The sequence below is a fragment of the Mycobacterium xenopi genome, from assembly GCF_009936235.1.
GTDB classification, from domain to species: domain Bacteria; phylum Actinomycetota; class Actinomycetes; order Mycobacteriales; family Mycobacteriaceae; genus Mycobacterium; species Mycobacterium xenopi.
Genome location: NZ_AP022314.1, coordinates 4310518 through 4330029, shown reverse-complemented (window position 1 = coordinate 4330029; position 19512 = coordinate 4310518). Strand labels below are relative to the sequence as shown.

Annotated in this window: 17 protein-coding genes and 4 pseudogenes; 12 read left to right on the top strand and 9 right to left on the bottom strand. The window is 66.6% G+C overall.

Annotated elements, in window-relative coordinates; translation table 11 throughout:
- Nucleotides 1-6: 6 nt before the first annotated feature.
- A complete protein-coding gene (locus tag MYXE_RS20760) occupies nt 7-822 on the top strand; it encodes a 3-hydroxybutyryl-CoA dehydrogenase (RefSeq protein WP_050947647.1) in 816 nt (271 codons plus the stop codon).
- Between the two features lie 28 nt (nt 823-850).
- On the opposite strand, the gene MYXE_RS20755 is transcribed toward MYXE_RS20760, so the two are convergent.
- Nucleotides 851-1756 carry a cyclopropane mycolic acid synthase family methyltransferase gene (locus tag MYXE_RS20755; protein ID WP_003919725.1) on the bottom strand — a complete coding sequence of 302 codons (906 nt, stop codon included), beginning with the start codon at nt 1754-1756 and terminating at the stop codon, nt 851-853.
- A 173-nt stretch (nt 1757-1929) separates the two neighbouring features.
- Here MYXE_RS20755 and MYXE_RS20750 point away from each other — a divergent pair, with 173 nt between their 5' ends.
- Nucleotides 1930-3180, top strand: coding sequence for a KasA/KasB family beta-ketoacyl-ACP synthase (locus MYXE_RS20750; protein ID WP_003919724.1), 1251 nt, complete (start codon nt 1930-1932; stop codon nt 3178-3180).
- A gap of 181 nt (nt 3181-3361) precedes the next feature.
- A complete protein-coding gene (locus tag MYXE_RS20745; RefSeq protein WP_085196921.1) occupies nt 3362-4267 on the top strand; it encodes a cyclopropane mycolic acid synthase family methyltransferase in 906 nt (301 codons plus the stop codon).
- Nucleotides 4268-4331: 64 nt separating this feature from the next.
- Here the strand turns inward: MYXE_RS20745 and pcaA are convergent, their stop codons facing one another.
- From pcaA to MYXE_RS20730, 3 genes are all read right to left on the bottom strand, one after another.
- A complete protein-coding gene (pcaA, locus tag MYXE_RS20740; RefSeq protein WP_085196918.1) occupies nt 4332-5195 on the bottom strand; it encodes a cyclopropane mycolic acid synthase PcaA in 864 nt (287 codons plus the stop codon).
- 155 nt (nt 5196-5350) lie between these two features.
- The gene (locus MYXE_RS20735) at nt 5351-6361 is read right to left on the bottom strand and encodes a prenyltransferase (protein ID WP_003919721.1); all 1011 of its coding nucleotides are present in this window, start codon (nt 6359-6361) and stop codon (nt 5351-5353) included.
- Nucleotides 6354-7067, bottom strand: a complete 714-nt coding sequence (locus tag MYXE_RS20730) for a TetR/AcrR family transcriptional regulator (RefSeq protein WP_039889623.1) — start codon at nt 7065-7067, stop codon at nt 6354-6356. Before MYXE_RS20730 ends, MYXE_RS20735 begins: the two co-directional genes overlap by 8 nt.
- Nucleotides 7068-7302: 235 nt before the next feature.
- Between MYXE_RS20730 and MYXE_RS20725 the strand changes: the two are divergent.
- From MYXE_RS20725 to deoC, 6 genes and pseudogenes are all read left to right on the top strand, one after another.
- Nucleotides 7303-8585: pseudogene (locus MYXE_RS20725) on the top strand (DUF445 domain-containing protein).
- 84 nt (nt 8586-8669) lie between these two features.
- Nucleotides 8670-9077 (top strand): helix-turn-helix domain-containing protein, encoded by a 408-nt coding sequence (locus tag MYXE_RS20720; RefSeq protein WP_003919718.1) that lies wholly within the window; start codon nt 8670-8672, stop codon nt 9075-9077.
- Between the two features lie 66 nt (nt 9078-9143).
- Nucleotides 9144-9760, top strand: a pseudogene (locus MYXE_RS20715) (heparin-binding hemagglutinin).
- 176 nt (nt 9761-9936) lie between these two features.
- The gene (locus tag MYXE_RS20710) at nt 9937-10161 is read left to right on the top strand and encodes a DUF2516 family protein (protein ID WP_232061879.1); all 225 of its coding nucleotides are present in this window, start codon (nt 9937-9939) and stop codon (nt 10159-10161) included.
- A gap of 4 nt (nt 10162-10165) precedes the next feature.
- Nucleotides 10166-10576 carry a DUF2599 domain-containing protein gene (locus tag MYXE_RS20705; RefSeq protein WP_003919715.1) on the top strand — a complete coding sequence of 137 codons (411 nt, stop codon included), beginning with the start codon at nt 10166-10168 and terminating at the stop codon, nt 10574-10576.
- Nucleotides 10576-11247 carry a deoxyribose-phosphate aldolase gene (gene deoC / locus MYXE_RS20700; RefSeq protein ID WP_085196916.1) on the top strand — a complete coding sequence of 224 codons (672 nt, stop codon included), beginning with the start codon at nt 10576-10578 and terminating at the stop codon, nt 11245-11247. Before MYXE_RS20705 ends, deoC begins: the two co-directional genes overlap by 1 nt.
- Before the next feature lie 2 nt (nt 11248-11249).
- Here deoC and MYXE_RS20695 read toward each other — a convergent pair whose 3' ends face one another.
- The 4 genes and pseudogenes from MYXE_RS20695 to MYXE_RS20680 form a co-directional block, all read right to left on the bottom strand.
- Nucleotides 11250-12353 (bottom strand): LmeA family phospholipid-binding protein, encoded by a 1104-nt coding sequence (locus tag MYXE_RS20695; RefSeq protein WP_050947646.1) that lies wholly within the window; start codon nt 12351-12353, stop codon nt 11250-11252.
- A 43-nt stretch (nt 12354-12396) separates the two neighbouring features.
- A pseudogene (locus MYXE_RS20690) lies at nt 12397-13439 on the bottom strand (LmeA family phospholipid-binding protein).
- Nucleotides 13436-14248 carry a carbon-nitrogen hydrolase family protein gene (locus tag MYXE_RS20685; protein WP_003919711.1) on the bottom strand — a complete coding sequence of 271 codons (813 nt, stop codon included), beginning with the start codon at nt 14246-14248 and terminating at the stop codon, nt 13436-13438. The pseudogene MYXE_RS20690 and the gene MYXE_RS20685 overlap by 4 nt, the downstream one beginning before the upstream one ends.
- A gap of 22 nt (nt 14249-14270) precedes the next feature.
- Nucleotides 14271-14783: a DUF2505 domain-containing protein gene (locus MYXE_RS20680; RefSeq protein ID WP_085196912.1), complete on the bottom strand. Its 513-nt coding sequence runs from the start codon at nt 14781-14783 to the stop codon at nt 14271-14273.
- 26 nt (nt 14784-14809) lie between these two features.
- On the opposite strand from MYXE_RS20680, the gene MYXE_RS20675 reads away from it, so the two are divergent.
- Both MYXE_RS20675 and MYXE_RS20670 read left to right on the top strand, forming a co-directional pair.
- A complete protein-coding gene (locus MYXE_RS20675; RefSeq protein ID WP_003919709.1) occupies nt 14810-15901 on the top strand; it encodes a UDP-N-acetylmuramate dehydrogenase in 1092 nt (363 codons plus the stop codon).
- Nucleotides 15898-17268 (top strand): L,D-transpeptidase, encoded by a 1371-nt coding sequence (locus tag MYXE_RS20670; RefSeq protein ID WP_112650227.1) that lies wholly within the window; start codon nt 15898-15900, stop codon nt 17266-17268. The genes MYXE_RS20675 and MYXE_RS20670 overlap by 4 nt, the downstream gene beginning before the upstream one ends.
- Here the strand turns inward: MYXE_RS20670 and MYXE_RS20665 are convergent.
- A complete protein-coding gene (locus MYXE_RS20665; RefSeq protein WP_003919707.1) occupies nt 17246-17992 on the bottom strand; it encodes an SDR family NAD(P)-dependent oxidoreductase in 747 nt (248 codons plus the stop codon). The genes MYXE_RS20670 and MYXE_RS20665 overlap by 23 nt on opposite strands.
- 177 nt (nt 17993-18169) lie before the next feature.
- Here MYXE_RS20665 and MYXE_RS20660 point away from each other — a divergent pair.
- Nucleotides 18170-19484: pseudogene (locus tag MYXE_RS20660) on the top strand (ROK family protein).
- The last annotated feature ends 28 nt before the right edge of the window (nt 19485-19512 follow it).

The following is a 19512-nucleotide window of genomic DNA, read 5'->3' as shown; positions in this document are numbered from 1 at the left end:
GGGCAGATGGGTGCCGGCATCGCCGAGGTGTCAGCACGAGCGGGTGTCGACGTCACGGTATTCGAGACCACGGACGCGCTGATCGCGGCGGGCCGCAACCGCATCGTGAAATCGCTGGAACGCGGTGTCAGCGCGGGCAAGATCACCGAACGCGAACGCGACGGCGCGATCGACAACCTCACGTTCACCACCGATCTCAAAGACTTCGCCGACCGGCAACTGGTGGTCGAGGCCGTCATCGAAGACGAGGCCGTCAAGGCAGAGATCTTCGCCGAACTCGACCGGATCCTCACCGATCCGGCCGCGGTGCTGGCTTCCAACACCTCCAGCATCCCGATCATGAAACTGGCCGCGGCCACCAAGAACCCGCAGCGGGTGTTGGGCCTGCATTTCTTCAACCCGGTCCCGGTTTTGCCGCTGGTCGAGTTGGTGTGCACGCTCGTCACCGACGAACAAGCCGCCGCCCGCACCGAGGAATTCGCCAGCGCGGTGCTGGGCAAACAGGTGGTGCGCTGCTCCGACCGCTCCGGTTTCGTGGTGAACGCGCTGTTGGTGCCGTTTTTGTTGTCGGCGATCCGGATGGTCGAGAATAAGTTCGCCACCGTCGAAGACGTCGACAAGGCGGTGGTCGCCGGGCTCTCGCACCCGATGGGCCCGCTGCGGCTCGCGGACCTGGTAGGTCTGGACACCCTGAAGCTGATCGCGGACAAGATGTTTGAGGAGTTCAAGGAACAGCAGTACGCCTCGCCGCCGCTGTTGGTGCGCATGGTCGAAGCCGGTCTGCTCGGCAAGAAGTCCGGTCAGGGCTTCTACGCGTACTAAGACTAGGCCGCGCAGAAGCCGACGCCGCTTAGGCGGCTTTCTTCTCCATGGTGAATTGGCAGACGTCGGTGTAGCCGTCGCGGAACAACTCCCGGCAGCCGGTCAGGTATTTCATGTAACGCTGGTAGACCTCTTCACCTTGCAGCGCAATGGCTTGGTCCTTGTGCGCTTCGAGTTGCTGTGCCCAGGTGTCGAGGGTCCGCACATAGTTCGAGCCGATGCGGTGGTGGCGGGTGATCGTGAAACCGGCGGCGGTGGCGTATTCGTCGACGATCGAGATCATCGGCAGCCGGCCCCCGGGGAAGATCTCGGTCAAGATGAAGTTGATGAAGCGCATCAGCGACATGGTCACCTGCAGGTTGCGCTGCTTGGCCTCTTCTTCGCTGGGCACCACGATCGTGTGCAAGAGCATCACGCCGTCGTCGGGCAGCACGTTGTAGCACATCTTGAAGAAGTCGGTGTAGCGGTCGAAGCGGCCGATGCCGTCGGCGAAGTGCTCGAAGGCACCCAGCGACACGATGCGATCCACCGGCTCGTCGAACTGTTCCCAGCCCTGTAGCCGCACTTCTTTGCGGCGCGGGCTGTCCATCTCGGCGAATTTTTGCTGGTTGTGGGCCACCTGGTTTTCCGAGAGCGTCAGCCCGATCACGTTGACGTCGTATTTCTCGATCGCGCGCCGCATCGTCGATCCCCAGCCACAACCGATATCCAGCAGTGTCATGCCCGGCCGCAGCCCCAGCTTGCCCAACGCCAGGTCGACCTTGGCCATCTGGGCCTCTTCCAGCGTCATATCCTCGCGCTCGAAGTAGGCGCAGCTGTACGTCATCGTCGGGTCGAGCCACAGCCGGAAGAAGTCGTTGGACCGGTCGTAGTGCGACTGGATGTGCTCGACATTCGGCTTCAGTTCCGTGGTTGCTAGCGGTTTACTGCCCATAGGGGCCGACGATATACGCCGACGCGCGCCCGCTGCAATCACCTCGCACCGGCTATTGCGGCTGCTTTAGTTGTGCCCCAGCACAATCGCTCCGATTAGGCTTGGTTGGTAATGGTCTTGGGTAACTGGATAAATGGGATGAGCCGTCGAGGAAAGGAAAGCAGGAAAACACTATGGCGGCGCTCTCGACCGGAAATGGATTTCCTGATGTGGTTGTCACCGGCATCGCGATGTCCACCGCGCTGGCGACCGACGCCGACAGCACCTGGAAGAAGTTGCTGGACGGGCAGAGCGGGATCCGCAAGATCGATGATCCGTTCATCGAGCAGTTCAAGCTACCGGTGCGCATCGGCGGGCATCTGCTCGAGGACTTTGACCAGGAGCTGACGCGCGTCGAGCTGCGGCGGATGCTGTTTCTGCAGAAGATCTCCGTGGTGTTGGGCCGCCGCGTCTGGGCGAACGCCGGTTCGCCTGAGGTCGACACCAACCGCTTGATGGTCTCGATCGGCACCGGAATGGGTTCGACCGAGGAGATGGTCTTCGGCTACGACGACATCCGCGCACGCGGCCTGAAGGCCGTCAACCCGGTGGGCGTGCTGATGTGCATGCCCAACTCGGGAAGTGCCTGGGTCGGGCTGGAACGCGGCGCCAAAGCGGGGGTCATCACGCCGGTGTCTGCGGACGCCTCAGGCGCCGAGGCGATTGCCCTCGCATGGCGCAATCTCGTGCTCGGGGAAGCCGACATTGCGATCTGCGGGGGCATCGAGACCAGAATCGAGGCAATCCCCATCGCGGCGTTTGCTTCGATGGGCTTGCTGTCGACCAACAACGACGACCCGGCCGGCGCGTGTCGCCCGTTCGACAAAGACCGCGACGGCTTCGTGTTCGGCGAAGCAGGAGCAATGCTGGTCATCGAGACGGAGGCGCACGCGAAGGCCCGCGGGGCCACAATTCTCGGTCGGCTGATGGGCGCCGGCATCACCTCCGACGGCTACCACGTCGTGGCTCCCGATCCTCGAGGCGAGCAGGCCGGGTATGCCATCACCCGGGCAATCGAACTGGCTGGGCTGACAGCCACCGACATCGACCACGTCAACGCCCACGCCACCGGGACCGTCGTCGGCGACCTGGCTGAAAGTAAGGCAATCAACAACGCATTGGGCTCCCACCGGCCTGCGGTCTACGCGCCCAAGGCCGCATTGGGCCAGTCGATTGGCGCGGTCGGCGCGGTGGAGGCGATTCTGACCGTATTGGCGCTGCGGGACGGCATCATCCCGCCGACGCTGAACCTGCGCAATCTCGACCCCGAGATCGATCTGGATGTGGTGGCCGGAGAACCGCGCGTGGGTGACTACCAGTACGCGATCAGCAATTCGTTTGGCTTCGGTGGCCTCAACGTCGCGCTGGTGTTCGGTAAATACTGATGGCGGTTGGCAAATGATGCATCGCGATCGACGCCGTTGGCCCGTACGGTGCGCGTTGCCCCGTGTTGTCGCCGTGGCGGTACTTAGTCGTATCCTCTATTGCACAGATGTCACCTGGAGCGACGTTTCGGGCCCGACGTCTAATTTGTGACCGGATCAGCAGTGTTCAGCAGGACGAACAGTGACTAAGACACCGAGTGAAACGCAAACATTGACGCCCCCGTTCGAAGACGTACAAGCGCACTACGATCTGTCAGACGAATTCTTCCGGCTATTCCAGGACCCCACTCAGACTTACAGTTGCGCTTACTTCGAGCGCGACGACATGACGCTGGAAGAGGCGCAGATCGCCAAGATCGACCTGGCGTTGGGCAAGCTGGACCTGAAGCCTGGCATGACGCTGCTCGACGTCGGCTGCGGCTGGGGCTCCACCATGCGACGCGCGATCGAGAAATACGACGTCGACGTGATCGGGCTGACGCTGTCGAAAAACCAGTGCGCCCACGTGACACGGATGTTCGACGAAATGGACAGCCCGCGCAGTAGGCGAGTGCTGCTGCAGGGCTGGGAGCAGTTCGACGAGCCCGTGGACCGAATCGTCAGCATCGAAGCGTTCGAGGCATTCGGGAAATCGCGGTGGGCGCCGTTCTTCGAAACGGCATACCGCGTGATGCCCGCGGACGGCCGGATGGTTTTGGAGACCATATTCACTCATCCGCCGAGCTATTGGGTGCCGAACGGGATCAAAATCACGATGAGCGATCTGCGGTTCTGGAAGTTTATCGATCGAGAGATATTTCCCGGTGGCGCATTGCCCGCGGCTGAGGACGTCGTAGAATACTCCCGCAAAGCCGGATTTTCGACCGACGAAATCCAGCTGATGAATCCGCACTATGTCCGCACACTTGACATCTGGGCGGCGAATCTCAAGGCCCACAAAGACGAGGCCATCGCAGTGCAGTCCGAAGAGGTCTACAACCGCTACATGCACTACTTGACCGGTTGCGCGCAGCTGTTCCGCAAGGGCATCACCGAGGTCGGGCAGTTCACGCTGACCAAGGGAGTTGACGGCCAAGGGGTCGATTGATTCCGAGCCGCCCCCAGGGACACAGGCGCGACCGCGACGGACAGGGAAGCGAAACGCCCGCAGGCTATTTCGCGCAGGTGAACTGGCAGACGTCGGTGTAGCCGTCGCGGAACAGCTGCGCGCAACCGGTCAAGTAGTGCATGTAGCGGTCGTAAACCTCTTGCGACTGAAGAGCGATCGCTCGATCCTTGTTGGCCTGCAACGCGGCCGCCCACAGGTCGAGGGTGCGCGCATAGTGCGGTTGCAGCGACTGAACCCGGGTCACCCTGAAGCCAGCCTTGCGGGCATGTTCTTCGACAGTCGGTATCGCCGGCAGCCAACCGCCCGGGAAGATTTCGTCCAGGATGAACTTGGCGAACCGGACCACTTCACGGGTCAACGCCAAGCCCATCGTCCTGCCCTCCGAAAACGTGGGACGCGTGATGGTATGCAGCAGCATCACGCCGCCCGCCGGCAATGCGTCGTAGGCCATCTTGAAGAAGCGCGGGTAGCGCTGGTGACCGAAGTGTTCAAACGCACCGATCGACACGATCCGGTCGACGGGGTCGTGGAATTTTTCCCAGCCTTCGACCAACACCCGTCGGGAGCGCGGGGTGTCCATCTGGTCGAACATCTGCCGGACGTGGGCGGCCTGGTTTTCCGACAGGGTCAGACCCACAACGTGGACGTCGTACTTCTCGACCGCCCGCCGCAGCGTGGCACCCCAGCCGCAGCCGATGTCGAGCAACGTCATCCCGGGTTCGAGACGCAACTTGTCAAGCGCCAAGTCGATCTTGGCGATCTGCGCCTCTTCCAGCGTCATGTCGTCGCGCTCGAAGTACGCGCAGCTGTAAGTCTGGGTGCGGTCTAGGAACAAGCGAAAGAAGTCGTCCGAAAGGTCGTAGTGGGCCTGCACGTCCTCGAAAAACGGCGTCAGCGGCACGGACATACGGATGTAAGCCTTTCTGCAGTGGCGAGGATTCACGGTGCTCGTCGAACAGGCGGCGGTAAACCCTGATGCCGTCGTTGCATGGTAGTGACTGCGGGTCGATTCGGCTCACCGACACGGCCCGAGTGCGAACACGACAATCCTCGGGAACGTCGCTAGACCGCGTTCAGCATAGCGCCCACGGCCAGGCCGACCACCAACAAGGCGCCCGCCTGGCGCACGTGCACCCAAGCCAGCGCGGCATACCACAGTGGCCACACCGGGTAGTCGGCGGGCGGCTGGTCCGGCGGCGGGCGGCGGAAATGCGGCCATACCTTCGCCAACCGCGGCAGCGCCACGACCACCAGCAACGCTGGCCACGGCATCGCGCCGACACCCACCGCCATCGCGACCAAAACATAGAAGCCGGCCATCATGGCGAGCGTGGCATCGCGGGCGCGGGCAGCACCCAGCAGCACCGGCAGCGTGTGGATGCCCAGCGGCTGGTCGTAGGGAATCTTGTCAATGTGCTTGCCCATCAACACCGTTGTGCACAGCAGCCCGTAGGGCAGTGAAGCCAGCAACACCGGCCAGCCCACCGTGCCCACCGCTGAGTAGTAGGTGCCGCACACCATCAGCGGCCCCCAGACGACGAAGACGTCGGGCTCTCCGAGGCCGCGCTTCTTCAGCCGCAGCGGCGGAGCTGTGTAAGCGACGCTCAGCACAAACCCGGTCAGCGCGAAGGCAATTACCGGCCAGCCGCGAACTAGCGTCAACACCACCAGAATCGCTAGGTCGGCCAGGTTGACGGCGATGATCGCAGTCAGCAGTTTCCGACGGGTGACCAGACCCGAAAGCACCGGATGCGGCGCGTAAAGCGCCCGCGGATAGCTTGCGCTGTCGGTGCCCACCTGCGTGTCGTACAGGTCGTTCATCAGGTTATTGGCTATGTGCGCCAACGTGATTCCAGTGATCGCCAGCACCAGCCAGCGCCAGTCCAGCCCCGGCTTGCCGACCGCCAGCAACGCCGCGACCAATCCCGCGAACAGTGTCATGGGCAGCACCGCGGCCCGGGTGACGACGATCCAGCGCGTGACGGCGTCGACGGGTCCGTTCGGGGGCGGGTTGGTGGTGCGCAGCGCGTACCCCCACGACCTCAGCCGCGATCGGGAAATCAGCTCAGGCATCGACGTTTTCGCGCCGCGGCGGCACGATCGGCGCCGGATGCGGTTGGGCGTTGAACTTCTCCAGCGAGCCGCCAGCTTCCACAATCCCGCACAGCGCGCTCCAGCTGAGCATGGTGAGGTAGTCGATCAGCTCCTCCTTGCTCATCCGCGGATCGGAAATCCACGAGTGGGTGGCCAGTTGCACACCGCCGACGATCATGTAGGCCCACGGCTCCACGCCCCCGGTGTCCATCCCGACCTCTTGCATACGGCGGCGCAGCATGACCGACAGCATGCGGGCAATGATGCGCTCGGAATCCGCGATCACCTTGTTCTTGCTCGGTGAGCTGTTGGCCATCACAAACCGATAGGGTTCGGGCTCAGCCGAGACCGTATCGACGTAGACCCGGATGATCTCCCGGGTCAGGTCGAAGCCGTCCATGTTGGCCGACAGCGCCGCGGCCATGTTGGGTATCAGCGTGGTCTGCGCGAAGCGCATCATCACCGCGCTGGTCAGATCGTTCTTGTCGACGAAGTAGCGGTACAGCACGGTCTTGGAGACACCGATCTCGGCGGCGATCTCGTCCATGCTCAAAAACCGGCCGTGCCGGCGAATCGCTTCGATGGTGCCGTCGATCAACTCATTGCGGCGCTCAACCTTGTGTCGGTGCCAGCGCCGTTTCCGACCATCAGTCTTCACGGTCCCAGCCGGGACAAGCTCTGCCACTATCGCGGATTCCCATTCCCTAGACGCCTCGATACTACGGGTTTCCAGGGCGTGTTTCCCGCGCTATCCGGCATGTCGCACCAGGCACAGTTACAGTAACTGGACGCCAGCGGCTGAATCGTTCTCAGATCCAGCCCGCACCGATAGCGGATGATGGTGTGGTGCCAGCTGAACCGCATCGGCCAGACCTGCCGTCGGCCCCGGCGACAGTGCGGCGCCGGCACGCCGGGCCGGTATTTCCTTCGCTGAATCGTTCGTCGCCGCCGATCCCCAGGCCGATGCGGATCGGCGGCGGGCACTGCGCCGGATGAAGGTGGTGGCGCTCAGTTTCCTAGTCGGTGCCAGCGTGGTGTTTCTCGGCTGCCGCTGGGCGCAGGCGGCGGAACCGCGGCCGCCTGGGTGGGCTACGTCCGTGCGGCCGCCGAGGCCGGCATGGTTGGCGCGCTGGCCGACTGGTTCGCCGTCACCGCGCTGTTCAAGCATCCGCTCGGCATACCGATCCCGCACACTGCGATCATCAAACGCAAAAAAGACCAGCTCGGCGAGGGTCTGGGAACCTTCGTGCGGGAGAATTTCCTGTCCCCGCCGATCGTCGAATCGAAGCTGCGGGACGCCCAAATCCCCAGCCGGCTCGGCAAGTGGCTCTCCCAGATCGAGCACGCCCAGCGGGTGGCCGCCGAGACCGCGACGGTGCTGCGGGTGCTGGTGGAACTGCTGCGCGACGACGACGTCCAGCACGTCATCGACCGCACGATCATGAAGCGTGTTGCCGAACCCCAATGGGGGCCGCCGGCCGGTCGGCTGTTGGCCACGTTGCTGGCCGAAAACCGGCAGGAGGCCCTGCTCCAGCTGCTGGCTGACCGGGCCTTTCACTGGTCGCTGAACGCCGGCGAAGTCATCCAACGTGTGGTCGAGCGCGACTCCCCGAGCTGGTCGCCCCGGTTCATCGACCACCTCGTCGGCGACCGCATCCACCGTGAGTTGATGGATTTCACCGACAAGGTGCGCCGCAACCCGAATCACGAACTGCGCCGCTCGGCGACGCGGTTCTTGTTCGACTTCGCCGACGACCTGCAACACGATCCGGCCACCATCGCCCGCGCCGAAGCCGTCAAGGAGCAGCTGATGGCGCGCGACGAGATCACCAATGCCGCCGCTACGGCGTGGAAGACGCTCAAAAGGCTGGTGCTCGAGGGTGTCGACGACCCCTCCAGCGCGCTGCGCACCCGCATCACCGACACCGTCATCCGTATTGGCGAATCGCTGCGCGACGACGCCGAGCTGCGCGACAAGGTCGACAACTGGATCGTGCGGGCCGCGCAACACCTGGTCTCGCAGTACGGGGTGGAGATCACCGCGATCATTACCGACACCATCGAACGCTGGGACGCCGAGGAGGCCAGCCGGCGCATCGAGCTGCACGTGGGCCGCGACCTGCAGTTCATCCGGATCAACGGCACGGTGGTGGGCGCGCTGGCCGGACTGGCGATCTACACCGTTGCGCAGCTCCTATTCTGAAGCACTGCTAACAGTGCTTGCAAAAGTTAGCACTTGGTCGTACGGTGGGTGTTCGTCGCACCGATCAACCGAGGGAGTTCACCAATGCCGCAGGAGGACAAGCTTGCCGCAGTGGTGTCCACCGCTGCGGCCGACATCGGCAGTTTTATCAGGGCACAGCGCGAGGCGGCGCAGGTGTCGGTGCGACAACTGGCCGAAAAGGCCGGCGTCAGCAATCCGTATCTCTCCCAGATAGAGCGCGGGTTGCGCAAGCCGTCCGCCGACGTGTTGAACCAGATCGCCAAGGCGTTGCGAGTCTCCGCCGAAGTTCTCTACGTACGGGCCGGGATTCTGGAACCCAGTGAGACCAGCGAAGTGCGGGACGCCATCATCACCGACACCGCGATCACCGAGCGGCAAAAGCAGGTGCTGCTCGACATCTACACGTCATTCGTCCAGCAAAACGAAGCCCAGCAAAACGACGCTGCCCGTGAGGAGTCCACCCCTGCCTAACTTCCGATAGCCGGTCAAAACCGCGCCGAGAAACCACCCCGCCAACACTGCATGAAAGGAAACACCATGCCGGAAAACCCGACCACCGACGACCTGCGGGCCCCGTTGCTCGCCGCGCTGGGTGCCGCCGACTTGGCCCTGGCCACCGTCAACGACCTGCTCGCCGAGTTGCGTGAGCGCGCGGGAGAGGCTCGCACCGACACCCGCAGCCGGGTCGAGGAGCGACGCGCGCGCCTGGCCAAGCGCCGAGAAGAGCTGCCCGAGCAGCTGCGCGAACAGCTGCGCGATCTGCGTCAGCGGTTCACCGCCGACGAGTTGCGCTCGGCAGCCGAAGGCTATCTGGAAGCCGCCACCAACCGGTACAACGAGCTGGTCGAGCGCGGCGAGCTGGCCCTGGAGCGGCTGCGCAGCCAGGGTCGGTTCGAGGAGGCGTCGGCGCGTGCCGAAGGCTACGTCGACCAGGCCGTCGAGTTGACCCAGGAGGCGCTGGGCACCGTCGCCTCGCAAACCCGCGCGGTCGGCGAGCGCGCCGCCAAGTTGGTCGGCATTGAGTTGCCCAAGAAGCAGCCGGCCGCTAAGAAGACGCCGCCAAGACCGCCCCGGCCAAGAAGACCGCGAAAAAGACCCCGGTCAAGAAGGCGCCTGCCAAGAAGTCGCCGGCCAAAAAGGTCACCCAAAAGTAAGTTCGCTGCTGCCGTAACCCGTGGGTGCAACGGCAGGTCAGCGCGGCACGCGACTCCGAGTTGCCCGGTCGGGTGACTCGGAGTCGACGTCTGGGACACAACCCGCATAGGCTTACGGCGTGATACTCCAAGGCTTGGCGGGTGACGTCCTCATCGTCTTGCAGATCGCGATAGCGATGACGGCGCTGTACTCGTTTGTGCACGCGGCAATGCAGCGGCCCGACGCCTACACCGCCGCCGAGAAGCTGACCAAGCCGGTGTGGCTGATCATCCTGGGCGCGGCGATTGTGTTGACCCTGCTGCTGGGTCCGCTGGGCATGGCGATCGGTGCGTGCGCGGCGGGTGTCTACCTGGTCGATGTGCGGCCGAAACTTTTGGAAGTCCAAGGCAAATCGCACTAGCGGCATGCGAGCCCCGGTGACCGTCGCGGCGGTGGTCGTGGCGCTGGCGGGCGCCGCTCCGGCGTGGGCCGACCCGGGCGCGGGCACGGCCACGGCACCACGGTTTGTGGACCACACCGAATGGGTGCGATGGGGCGCGCTAGCCAGCCTGCGGGTCTACCCAACGCCGGCCGCCCGTGCGGCGGCGGGCCGCTTGGGCCCGCAAGCCGACAAGGCCTGGAGTGAGGTGCTCTCCCAGGCACCCGACGCCGACACCGCCGGGATGCGTGCGCAGTTCGTCTGCCACTGGCAGCTGGCCGAGCTCGCGCAACCCGGTAAGGCCAGTTGGAACCTCGAGCCGTGGCGGCCGGTCGTCGATGACACCACGATGCTCGCGTCCGGCTGCAACCCCGGCGGCCCCGAAGAACCGGTGTAGTGCCGGCCCAGCTCACCCGTAGCGAGGTAGCGGCCCTCGTCGACCACACCCTGCTCAAACCCGAGGCGACGGCCGCCGACGTGGCTGCCGTCGCCGCGGAAGCCGCCGAGCTCGGTGCCTACGCGGTGTGCGTCTCGCCGTCGATGGTGCCCGTCGCGGTCGACGCCGGTGTGCGCGTCGCCGCGGTCGCGGGCTTTCCGTCCGGCAAGCACCTGCCGGCCGTCAAGGCGCAGGAGGCGGCACTGGCGGTGGGTGCAGGCGCCAGCGAGATCGACATGGTGATCGACATCGGTGCCGCGGTGGCCGGCGACCTGGCCGCGGTTTGCTCCGAGGTGGCCGCGGTGCGCGCTGCCGTGCCCGCGGCGGTGCTGAAGGTGATCGTGGAGTCCGCGGCGCTGCTGAGGCTGCGCGACGACGACACCCTCGTGCGGGTGTGCCGCGTCGCCGAGGACGGCGGCGCCGATTTCGTCAAGACCTCAACCGGGTTTCATCCCGCCGGCGGGGCGTCGGTGCGTGCCGTCGCGCTGATGGCCGACGCCGTCGGCGGGCGGATCGGGATCAAGGCCAGCGGCGGCATCCGCACCGCCGCGGACGCGGTGGCCATGCTGGAGGCGGGCGCGACCCGGCTGGGGTTGTCCGCTACCCGCGCGGTGCTCGACGGGCTGGGCTGACCTCAGAGGTTCCCGAAGCAGTCCTGACCGGTCTGCGGCTGCGACGACGACGCCGGGATGGTGGCGTTTTGGCTGGAAAATGTGGCCTCTACACCGGAATCGGTGACCTTGACGCTGTCGGCGTGGATGCCCAGCGGATAGTTCTGGGTCGCTTTGGCGGTGAGGTCGTCGAGGTTTCGTTGCACCGTATTCGTCGACAGTTTCGAGCCCAGCGCCCGCAGTTCGACGAGCTGCAGCGACAGCCCATTGTTGGCGATCTGCGGCTTGACGGTGGCGCTGTCCAGCAGGCCCTTTAGCTGCACGGTGCCGTCGGTGGGGTTGGTGGTGACCTTGCTGGTCACCAGGCTGCCCAGCACCGGGATGGCATCCTGGATGGACTCCTTGATGCCTTCCGATGACCAGGTGATGGTGCCGTTGAGCGCCCCGATCGTGCCCTTGGAGTTGCCGGAGTTGGCCAGCCGCACGTCGTGGATGTCGAGGCTGATCTTCATGCCCTTGGCGCTGCGGACCTGATTGCCCGCGGTCTGCACGGAGATGTTGGTGTAATGGCCGGTGATGTACTGCCACAGCACCGGGGGCGTCACGGCAAAGGACACGCTGGCGCTGTCTTGCACCTCGCACTGCACGGCGTTGGTCACCTTGGCGTCCGCGGTGTGGCGGGTGTAGAGCTCGGCGCCGATCAGCCCGGCCAGTACCAGCGCCACCACGGTCACCAGGACCAGGACGACGGCCGTCGGGTTTCGGAAGAAGCCGCGCTGCGTTTTCACCGGGGTGTCCTTCGACGGCGGGTGGGTCGACAGTCGGGTCGTGGCCTGCTCGGCCGGCTGCGGGGGCCCGGGCGGCTGCGGTTGCGGGCTAGGGGACCGACCGACGTGCGGCGGCGGTGCGGCCGGTGGCGGGCCGGGATGTTGCGGTCGTTGAACCGGCGGCGGACCGGGCTGACGCGGCGGCGGGCCGGGCTGACGGCGCGGCTCCTGCGGGCGGCCGGGATGTGGGATCCGCTGGGTCGGCGACTGAGACGGCGGCGAGGTGGGCTGCGGCCGAGGTGCGGTCGGGCGCGCCCATTCGGACGGGTCGCCGCGCGAGGGCCCTTGCGGAGTCGTCACCAGCGCGATTGTGCCCTATCGGGCGGATTGACGTCCACGCGGTCTACAGCTTGGCGAAGCACGGATCCGAATCACCCGGTGGAATCGACGCGTCACGAGTCGAAAAATGAGCAGCCACACCGTCACTGGTGACTTTCACACTGTCGGCGTGGATGCCGAGCGGATAGTCGTTGGTCAGGGTCGACGCAAAAGTGTCCAATGCCGATTGCGCGGTCTCGTGCGGCACCGTGGTGCCCAGCGCCGTCACCTTGACCACCTGCAGCGACAGCCCGTTGCTTGCCACCTGGGGCTTGACCGTGACACTGCCCAGTCCCATCGCGCCCCGCAATTCGATGGTGCCGTCGCCGGGGTTGGTCCGCACGGTGTTGACCAGGCCGCCGAGGAACGGGACCGCGTCCGCCACCGTCTGCTTGATGCCGTCCGATGTCCAGGTCACATCGGCCTCCAGCGCGCCGATGGTGCCCTTCGAGTCGGCGGTGCCGTGCAGGTCGACCTTGTCGATGCGAATGTCGGCTTTCATGCCCTTGGCGCCGCGGATTTGGTTGCCCGCGGTGTGAATGGAGATATCGCCGTAGTTGCCGGTGACATGCTGCAGCAAAAACGGGGTTGGCCCAAACGACACGCTGACCTTATCCTGCACCACGCATTCGGTGGCCGCGGCCACCACACTGTCGGCGCGGTGGCGGGCATATAGCTCGGCTGCGATGACACCGGCGATCAGCAGCGCCAGCACGATCACGACAACCAGGACGACCGACAGTGGGTCGCGGAACAGGCGGCGCTTGGTCTTCACTGGTGCTGGCGTGGCCTCCGACGGCGGCTGGCCGGGCGGCGGCGCAGCCGGGTATTCCTGCGGGTACGGCGGCGGCACAGCCGGGTAGTCCAGGGTCGGCTGCGCCGGTGCGCCGGGTGGCGGTTCGGCCGGACCGGGCACCTGCTCAGTGCGCTCACCTTCAGACTGCTGATCCGACGGCATCTGGCCGGTCGGCGCCTCGGCCGGCGCCGGGGTTGTTCGGCCGGGCCCTCGCCTTCCGGGCGGGCCCATTGCGACGGGTCCTCTTGCGGCGGCCCTTGCGGATTGGTCACCCGCGCGATTCTGCCTTATCGACCTGAGGGATTGCTGCTTGATTTTGCAGCACGGCGATGGTGTCGCGGGCCGCCGCGACGGCGTCGAGGTCGATGTCGGCGACCACCAGCGCGGGTTGGGCCCCCGTCGACGCCACCACCTCCCCGAACGGGGACGCCACCAGGCTGCCGCCGACGCCCAGCGGCGCTTTGGAATCGGTCCGGCCCGGGTCGGCCTGTCCCGCGGCGGCGATGTAGCTCGTGGAGTCGAGCGCGCGGGCCCGGGCCAACAGCGTCCACTGCTCGAGCTTGCCGGGGCCAGCGCCCCACGAGGCGCTGACCGTGATCAGCTGAGCACCGCGGCGGGCCAGCTCGACGTAGAGCTGGGGAAAGCGGATGTCATAGCACGTGGTCAACCCGACGTCGACGCCGTCGACGCTGATCGTCACCGGCTCGCGGCCCGGGGCGACGGTGCGCGACTCGGTGAAACCGAACGCGTCATAGAGGTGGATCTTGTGATAGTGCGCGTCGACGCCTCGCCCCGTCGCGATCAGCGTGTTGGTGACCCGCCCGTCGTCGGCGGGGGTGAACATGCCCACGATCACGGTGATACCGGTGTCCGCCGCGATCAAGCGCACCTCGGTGGCCCACGGCCCGTCGACCGGCTGCGCGATCGGCGCCAACGGTACACCGAATCGGCACATGGCCGCTTCGGGGAACACCACCAGCGTGGCGCCCGCTTCGGCGGCCCGGCCGCTGTACTCGCGCACCAGCTGGAGGTTCGCCGCCGGATCGGTGCCGCTGAGGATCTGCGCTAACGCAATCCGCACGAGCCCAGCCTATCGGGGGCGGTCAGGCGTTCTGGCTGATCCAGATGGTGGTGAAACGCTGCTCGGCGATCAGCAACTCGACGAGTTGGCTGCCGATGAAGTTCTCGATCTTGCCGCCCACCAGCGGGATGCGCACCTCGACCGTGGCCCGGAAGGTCAGCCGTGCTCCGCCGGACTCCGGCAGCGGCGCCAACACCGCCGTACCGGTGAGTCCTACCGGCGCGTCGAGGATCGATCCGGTGACCGTGGCCTGCGCGGTGCCCCCGGTGACCGGGCCCCACGTCTCCTCACGCCGGATGCACAAGTCCCCGCGGTGAAACTGGGTGACCAAACCGGGCAGCCGGTCGCTGCGCAACACCTGGGTGGTGACCACGTCGATGCTGCCGTCGTCGCCGACGCTCATCGACTCCAGGGTGGCGTCGTCGGCACCGGAATCGGCTAGTCGGGCCAGCCAATAGCTTTCCTCGCTGAATGCCCGATGCACCTCTTCGACAGTCGCGCCGTAGTCCGTGGACATGTCGAATGAACGCGGCATAGCAGGTCAGGCTACCGTTACGGCCCATGAAACGGGGCGGTGTCGGTTCGCGGTTCGCCGGCGCGCACGTCGCGCAGTCGGTGCCGTTGGCGCCGCTGACCACGTTGCGGATCGGCCCCATCGCCACGCGCGTCATCACCTGCACCAGTGCCGAGCAGGTGGTCGTCACGCTGCGGCAGCTCGATGCTGACCACGTCGACCCGGTGCTGGTGTTGGCCGGGGGCTCCAACGTGGTCGTCGCCGACGACCTGACCGAGCTGACCGTGGTGCGGCTGGCCAATGACAACGTCACGGTCGACGGCCACATCGTGCGCGCCGAGGCCGGAGCGGTATGGGACGACGTCGTCGTTGCGGCGATCGAGCACGGCCTCGGCGGGCTGGAATGCATGTCCGGTATCCCGGGCTCCGCGGGCGCCACCCCGGTGCAAAACGTCGGCGCGTACGGTGCCGAGGTCGCCGACACCATCACCCGGGTCCGGCTGCTGGAGCGGCACAGCGGCCAGGTGCGTTGGGTACCGGCGAGCGAGCTGCGGTTCGGGTACCGGACCAGCATCCTCAAGCACGCCGACGGCGGGCTGCGGGTGCCGGCCGTGGTGTTGGAGGTGGAGTTCGCGCTGGACGGCTCGGGCCGCAGCGCGCCGCTGCGCTACGGCGAGCTCACCGCTGCGCTGGGCGTGGACACCGGCGACCGGGCTGACCCTGCCGCGGTCCGCCAGGCGGTGCTGGCCCTGCGCAGACGCAAAGGCATGGTGCTGGACCCCGCCGACCACGACACGTGGAGTGTCGGCTCGTTTTTCACCAATCCGGTTGTGACACAGGATGTTTACCAGCGAGTGGCCGATCGGGCCGACGGGCCGGTGCCGCACTGGCCGGCGCCGGGTGGAATCAAGCTGGCCGCGGGCTGGCTGGTCGAGCAAGCCGGATTCAGCAAAGGCTACCCGGCTGAGGAAGGTGCCGCCTGCCGGCTGTCGACCAAGCATGCGCTTGCTTTGACCAACCGGGGCCACGCCAGCGCCGCCGACGTGGTGGCGCTCGCCCGCACCGTGCGCGACGGGGTCCGGGATGTGTTTGGCATCACACTTACCCCAGAACCGGTGCTGGTCGGCTGCGTTCTATAGCCGCGGCTGCACAGAGCCGACCGTTACCACCGGTATCTTTGTCTGCCGTGAGCACACCGCGCGCCCTGCCGCCGATCGACCGGCGTCGGGCATTGACCGTGCTTGCGGCGGGGATGTTCGCCCCCAGCGTGCTGGCCGCCTGCGCCGGCGGTGCCAGCAAACAAACCGAAAAGCGCAAAGCTCCGCCGCCACCAAGCCTGACGTTTCACCCTGTCAACGCCGCCAGCGATGTGTTGCCCACAGCACCGGTCAGCGTCGAGGTTCGCGACGGCTGGTTTCAGCATGTGGCGCTGACGAATCCGGCCGGCAAGGTCGTCGCCGGCAGGCTCAACCGCGACCGCACGGTCTACACCATCACCGAGCCGCTCGGCTACGACGCCACCTACACGTGGAGCGGTTCGGTGGTCGGCCACGACGGCAAGGCCGTTCCGGTGGCGAGCAAGTTCACCACCGTGACACCCACCAGGGTCATCGACGGCGGATTCCAACTCGCGGACGGGCAGACGGTCGGGATTGCGGCGCCGATCATCATCCAGTTCGACGCGCCGATCGCCGACAAGGCCGCCGTCGAGCGGGCCCTGACCGTCACCACCGACCCGCCGGTGGAAGGCAGCTGGGCGTGGCTGCCCGACGAAGCGCAGGGATCGCGGGTGCACTGGCGCACCCGCGAGTACTACCCGGCGGGCACCAAGGTCAGCGTCGAGGCCAAGCTCTATGGACTGGCGTTCGGCGACGGCGCCTACGGCAAGCAAGACATGAGCCTGAACTTCCAGATCGGGCGTCGCCAAATCGTCAAGGCCGAAGTGTCCTCGCATCGCATCCAGGTGATCCGGGACGAGGGCGTCATCATGGACTTCCCGTGCAGCTACGGCGAAGCCGACAAGCCGCGCAATGTCACCCGCAACGGGATCCATGTCGTCAGCGAGAAGTACGCCGACTTCTACATGTCCAACCCGGCCGCGGGCTACAGCAATATCCACGAGCGCTGGGCCGTTCGCATTTCCAACAACGGCGAATTCATTCACGCCAATCCGGCAAGTGCTGGCGCACAAGGCAATACGAACGTCACCAACGGCTGCATCAATCTCTCCACCGCCGACGCCGAACAGTACTTCAACAGCGCGATCTACGGCGACCCGGTCGAGGTGACCGGCAGCTCGATCCAGCTGTCCTACGCCGACGGCGACATCTGGGACTGGGCCGTCGATTGGGACACCTGGCGGGGCATGTCGGCGCTGCCGCAGCCCAGCGGATCCAAACCGGCACCGGCGGCGATGCCGCGCACCGCTCCGGCCACCCCCAGCGACGCCCCCACCCTGTCGGGCACGGCCACCACGACGCGGCCTAGCGTGCGACCCGGCGGCTAGCCGTGGCCTGGTCGCGAGGCCGGATCACGACCTGGTCGATGTTGACATGCGACGGCCGAGATGCCACGAAGCCGATCACCTCGGCGACATCTTCGGCCACCAGCGGTGTCATGCCGGCGTAGACGGCGTCGGCGCGCTGCTGATCGCCGGCGAAGCGGACCAACGAGAATTCGGTCTGTACCGCGCCGGGCGCAATCTCGGTGAGCCGCACCGGCTTTCCCAGCAGTTCGCCGCGCAGGGTGCGGTGCAGCGCGCTTTGGGCATGCTTGGCCGAGGTGTAGCCGGAGCCGCCGTCGTAGATCTCGAATGCGGCAACCGAGGTGACGGTGACGATCAGCCCGTCGCCGGAGTCGATCAGCTTGGGCAATAGCGCCCGGGTTACCCGCAGCGTGCCCAGCACATTGGTCTCCCACATCCAGCGCCAATGCTCGAGGTCGGCGTCGGCGACCGGTTCGAGCCCCTTGGCGCCGCCGGCATTGTTGACCAGAACGTCGACCCGGCTCAGTCCGCGAGCCAGAGCATCCACAGCTGTGTCGTCGGTCACATCGGCGACCACGGCGGTGCCGCCGATCTCGTCGGCCAGCTCCGCGACCCGGTCCGCGCGGCGCGCCACCGCGACCACATGAAAGCCTTGTCCGGCAAGGGTTCTCGCGGTCGCGGCGCCGATCCCGGAGCTGGCGCCGGTGACCACCGCGACACGCTTGTCCGCCGGAGCGATCGTCATCGGACCAACTCTAGATAACCGTGCTAAATTCCCTCGTGTGTACCTGAGCTCCTTGCTGGGTCTGTGTCCCATCGCAGACTGTGCGTGTTGTTGCCGCGCAGTCTGCGCCTGCTGAGCGACCAAAAATCCAATAGCTGGTGTGGCCAGGCCCGCCGCAGGAACTCGACAAGGACACCCGTGCGCTCGACCACCCTTCACTCCCATACCCGCAAGCCAGTACTGCGTTCCCGCCGCAACGTGGTGACGCCGTCGCTGCACCTGTCCGACGCCGCCGTGGCCGCGGTGTTCCGGGCCGTGCGGCTGCGCGGACCGATCGCCCGCGACGTCATCGCCACCGTCACCTCGCTCAGCATCGCGACGGTGAACCGCCAGGTCATCGCCCTGCTCGAGGCCGGACTGTTGCGTGAACGCGCCGACCTGGCCGTCGCCGGCGCCATCGGACGGCCCCGCGTTCCCGTCGAAGTCAACCACGAGCCGTTCCTGACGCTGGGCATCCACATCGGGGCGCGGACCACCAGCATCGTGGCCACCGACCTGCTGGGCCGCACCCTCGACGCCGTCGAAACCCCGACCCCGCTGTCGGCGCAAGGTCCCGCGCTGGGGTTGCTGGCTGACGGCGCGCGTCGGTACCTGCGGGCGCTGGCAGCGGCGCCGGCCGCTGTGGGTTGGGGTGGCCATCGGCGGGGTGGTCGACGGCACCACCGGTCACGTCGACCACCCGCGGTTGGGCTGGCGTCAGGCACCGGTGGGCCCGGTGCTGGCCGAAGCGCTGGGCCTGCCGGTGTCGGTGGCGTCTCACGTCGACGCGATGGCCGGTGCCGAGTTGCTGCTTGGGATGCGCCGCTTCGCGCCCAACTCGTCGACCAGCCTGTACGTCTACGCCCGCGAGACCGTGGGATACGCGCTGGTGATCGGCGGTCGGGTGCACAGCCCGGCCAGCGGCCCGGGCACCATTGCCAACCTGCCGGCCCATTCGGAGCTGCTGGGCGGCTCGGGGCAGCTGGAATCCACGGTCAGCGACGAGGCGGTGCTCGCGGCGGCGCGCCGGTTGCGGATCCTGCCTGCAGTGCGCAACGGCGGGCCGGCCACCGCGATCACCGAGCTGATCAAGGCGGCGCGCACCGGCAACCAGCAAGCCCGCGAGCTACTGGCCGAACGCGCGCGAGTGCTCGGCGAGGCTGTGGCGTTGCTGCGCGATCTGCTCAATCCCGACGACCTAGTGGTGGGCGGCCAGGCGTTCACCGAGTACCCGGAGGGCATGGAGCACGTCGAAGCGGCGTTCGCGGCGCGCTCGGTGCTGCCCGCGCGCGATATCCAGCTCACCGCGTTCGGCAACCGGGTGCAGGAAGCCGGGGCGGGGATCGTCTCCCTGGGCGGGCTCTACGCAGATCCGCTCGGCGGGATGCGCCGCGCGCTGGGCGCACCCGCCCGTGGCGCGCTCGGGTCGCCGCTGCGTGTCACCGGCGCCGCCGCTCCCGACACGTCGGCGTGACCGGCGGCGCTCGGGGCGATCGCACGCG